Source organism: Kitasatospora sp. NPDC048296, from assembly GCF_043201815.1.
Lineage (GTDB): Bacteria > Actinomycetota > Actinomycetes > Streptomycetales > Streptomycetaceae > Kitasatospora.
Map to the genome: position 1 here is coordinate 1 of NZ_JBICZB010000152.1, position 4,579 is coordinate 4,579.

At 74.4% G+C, this 4,579-nt stretch carries 1 protein-coding gene; it reads left to right on the plus strand.

Translation table 11 applies throughout. The features are described from left to right. Positions 1–4,579 (plus strand): type I polyketide synthase (locus ACGF12_RS37875; protein ID WP_393040994.1); only part of this gene is annotated, 4,579 nt, incomplete at both ends.

Consider the following 4,579-nt stretch of genomic DNA (forward strand, 5'->3'; position numbering starts at 1 on the left):
TCCACCCCACCCTCCGCCGCCACCACGGCCACCACTTCCCCCACGCACTCGCCCACACCCACACCCACGGACTCACCCCCACCACCCCCACCACCCACACCCCCAACACCACCCACACCCTCCCCACCTACCCCTTCCAACACCACACCTACTGGCTGACGACCCATCAGCCCGTCATCGACCCCGCCCACCTGGGCCTCACCGCGACCGAGCACCCGCTGTTGGCGACCGCCGTGACGGCGGCGGAGGACGGCACGACGCTGTTCACCGGCATGCTGTCCCGGCAGGCGCAGCCGTGGCTGGCCGACCACGCCGTGGCCGGGACCGTCCTGCTGCCGGGCACCGCCTTCGTGGAGCTGTCCGTCGCGGCCGGCGACCACGTGGGCTCGGGCGTCCTGGAGGACCTGACGCTGGAGGCGCCGCTGGTGGTGCCCGAGAGCGGCACCGTCCAGCTGCAGTTGCAGGTCGGCGTCGCGGACGAGCGGGGCCGCCGGACGGTCGCCGTGCACTCGCGGCCGGACGACGAGAGCCCCTGGACCCGCCATGCCACCGGCCTGCTCGGCGAATCCACTTCGCAGCCGGGCGAGTTGACCGCCTGGCCGCCCGCCGGCGCGACCGCCGTGAGCACGGCGGAGGCGTACGAGCGACTGGCCGTCCACGGCTACGAGTACGGGCCGGTCTTCCAGGGCCTACGGGCGCTGTGGCGGCGCGGCGCCGAACTGTTCGCCGAGGTCGAGCTGCCCGAGGACACCGAGGTCGACGGTTTCGGCCTCCACCCCGCCCTGCTGGACGCCGCCCTGCACCCGGCCGTGCTGGAGCCGCTGGCGGCCCTCGCAGCGCCGTCCGGAGAGATCCCGCTGCCGTTCGCCTGGTCGGGTGTCCGGCTGTACGCGACGGGCGCCCGCGAACTGCGGGTCGCCCTCACCCCCGACGCGTCCGGCGGCTATGCCCTGGCGGTCGCGGACGGCACCGGCGCGCCGGTCGCCTCTGTGGACTCCCTGGCGCTCCGTCCGATCGCGGCAGGCGCCCTCGGCGCCCGCCAGGACGACCTCTTCACGGTCGACTGGCAGCCCGTGCTGCTTGCGTCGGACGCCGAGCCGCTGCCCGACTGGGCGCACCTCTCGGCGGCCCTGGCGGGCGACACCGTGCCCGAGGTGCTGATCCACGTCCTCCCGTCGTCGCCGGTCGAGGCGGATGACGTCCCGGCGGCGGCGCGCACGGCCGTACAGGAGACGCTGGCGGCCGTTCAGCGCTGGCTGGCCGAGGAGCGCTTCGCGGAGAGCCGGCTGGTCGTGGTGACCGGGCGTGCCGTCTCCGTCCGGGACGGCGAGGACGTGCTCGACCTCGTCCACGCCCCGGTCCGCGGCCTGCTGCGCACCGCGCAGACCGAGAACCCGGGCCGGATCGTGCTGCTGGACACCGAACAGACCGTCGAGGAGCCCGGGGAAGGCGCCGGTACGGCTTCGGAGGCCCTGCGGCGGGCCGTCGCCGCGGCCCTGGCCGTCGGACGGGAGCCCGAGCTGGCGCTGCGCGACGGCCAGGCGTGGGCGCCGCGCCTCATCCGCGCGGTGCCGGCCACCTCGCCCGCCGCCACGTCGCCGGACACCGCGGCGTCGGCCGAGGCCTTCGACCCGGACGGCACTGTCCTGGTCACGGGTGCGACCGGCACGCTGGGCCGCCTGCTCGCCCGGCACCTGGTGACCGCGCACGGCGCGCGCCGACTCCTCCTGGTCTCCCGCAGCGGGCCCGCCGCCCCTGGGGCCGCCGGGCTGCGCGCCGAACTGGCCGAGCTGGGCGCCGAGGCCACCCTGGCCGCGTGCGACATCGCCGACCCGGTCGGCCTGAGCGGCCTGCTCGCCACCGTCCCCGCCTCGCACCCGCTCAGCGCGGTCTTCCACACCGCCGGCGTCCTCGACGACGCCACGGTCACCGGACTGACCCCCGAGCAGGTCGACGCGGTGCTGCTACCCAAGCTGGACGGCGCCTGGAACCTTCACCAACTCACCGGCCAGCTCGACCAGTTCGTCGTCTTCTCGTCCGTCGTCGGCGTGATCGGCGGAGCCGGACAGGCCAACTACGCGGCGGCGAACGTCTTCCTCGACGCCCTCGCCGCCCACCGCCGCGCACTCGGCCGCCCGGCCGTCTCACTGGCCTGGGGCCTGTGGGAGCAAGCCAGCGGCATGACCTCGGCCATGACCGACGCGGACCGTGCCCGGATGGCCCGCACCGGCGTCGTCCCGCTGCCCTCCGAACGCGGCCTCGCGCTGCTCGACGCCGCCCTCGCCGGCGGCCACGCCCTCGCCGCGCCGACCCGGGTCGACCTCGCCGCCCTGCGCACGCTCCCGGAGGTCCCGGCCGTGTTCCGCGCGCTGATACGGACGCCGGCCCGGCGCGCCGTCGCGGCAGCCGCCGGCGGCGTGACCTGGGCGCAGCGCACCGCCGCCCTGCCCGCCGACCAACGCGCCGAGGCCGTGCTCGACCTGGTCCGTACTCAGGTCGCGACCGTCCTCGGGCATGCCACCCCACAGAGCATCGACGCGGAACGCGCCTTCAAGGAACTGGGCTTCGACTCGCTGACCGCCGTCGAGCTGCGCAACCGCCTGATCACGGCGACCGGTCTCCGGCTGCCCAGCACCCTGGTCTTCGACTACCCGACGCTCAGCGCCGTCACCGGCCACCTGCTGGGCGAGGTCACCGGCGTCGGGAGCGGCGCAGCGGTCACCGTGCACACCCGCACGGGTCTGGCCGAGGACCCGATCGTGATCGTCGGCATGGCCTGCCGGTTCCCCGGCGGGGTGCGCTCGCCCGAGGACCTGTGGCGGCTCGTCGCCGACGGGGTCGACGCCATCGCCCCGTTCCCCACCAACCGCGGCTGGGACCTCGACGACCTCTACGACCCGGACCCCGACAAGGAGGGCAAGGCCTACGCCAAGGAGGGCGGCTTCCTCTACCAGGTGGCCGACTTCGACGCCGAGTTCTTCGGGATCTCCCCGCGCGAAGCGCTCGCCACCGACCCGCAGCAGCGGCTGCTGCTGGAAACCGCCTGGGAGGCCTTCGAGCGGGCCGGCCTCGACCCGGCAGTGCTGCGCGGCAGCCGGACCGGCGTGTTCACGGGCGTGATGTACAACGACTACCGGTGGCGGCTGCGCAACGAGGCCCCCGAGGGCTTCGAGGCGTACCTCGGCAACGGCAGCGCGGGCAGCGTCGCGTCGGGCCGGGTGTCGTACACCTTCGGGTTCGAAGGCCCGGCCGTGACCGTGGACACCGCGTGCTCGTCCTCGCTGGTCGCCCTGCACCTGGCCGTGCAGGCGCTGCGCAACGGCGAGTGCGACCTGGCGCTCGCCGGCGGTGTGACGGTCATGGCGACGCCCGCGCCGTTCATCGAGTTCAGCCGACAGCGCGGCCTCGCACCCGACGGCCGCTGCAAGTCCTTCTCGGCGGAGGCCAACGGCGCCGGCTGGAGCGAGGGCGCGGGCCTGCTGCTGGTCGAGCGGCTGTCGGACGCCCGGCGCAACGGACACCGGGTGCTCGCGGTGGTGCGCGGCTCGGCGATCAACCAGGACGGCGCCAGCAACGGCCTCACCGCCCCCAACGGGCCCGCCCAGCAGCGCATGATCCGCCAGGCGCTGGCCAATGCCGGACTGGCGACGGCGGACGTCGACGTGGTGGAGGCGCACGGCACGGGCACCTCGCTCGGCGACCCGATCGAGGCCCAGGCGCTGCTGGCCACGTACGGGCAGGACCGGCCGGCCGAACGGCCGCTGTGGCTGGGCTCGTTGAAGTCCAACATCGGCCACACCCAGGCCGCCGCCGGCGTCGCCGGGATCATCAAGATGGTCATGGCGATGCAGCAGCGCGAACTGCCGAAGACGCTGCACGTCAACGAGCCGTCCCCGCACGTCGACTGGACCGCCGGCGCGGTCGAGCTGCTGACCGAGGCCCGGCCGTGGGAAGAGCAGGACGGACGGCCGCGTCGAGCCGGGGTGTCCTCCTTCGGCATCAGCGGCACCAACGCGCACATCATTCTGGAGGAGGCCCCGGCAGCCGACGCGGTGGCCGCCGAGGCGGCACCCGAACTGCCCGTGGTGTGGCCGCTGTCAGCAAAGTCGGAGGGCGCACTGCGGGACCAGGCACGGCAGTTGGGCGCATGGCTCGCCGCGCACCCGGACGCTGCCAAGGCGGACGTCGCGCGCGTTCTGACCACCGGGCGGTCGCTGTTCGAGCACCGGGCAGTCGTCCTGCCCGGCGACCGCACGGAGGCGCTGCGCGCCCTGGCGGAGGGCGCCGACCACCCCGGCGTCGTGACCGGGAGTACGGCGGGTGGCGGGAAGCTGGCATTCCTGTTCACCGGACAGGGATCGCAACGGGTCGGCATGGGTGAGGAGTTGTACACCACCTTCCCGGTGTTCGCCGCCGCGTACGACGAAGCGCTCAGCCACTTCGACCCGCAGCTACGGGAAATCATCGCGTCGAACCCCGACGGACTGCTCGACACCACCCTGTACACCCAGCCGGCGCTGTTCGCCCTGGAGACGGCCCTGTTCCGCCTCCTGGAACACCACGGCCTCACCCCCGACTA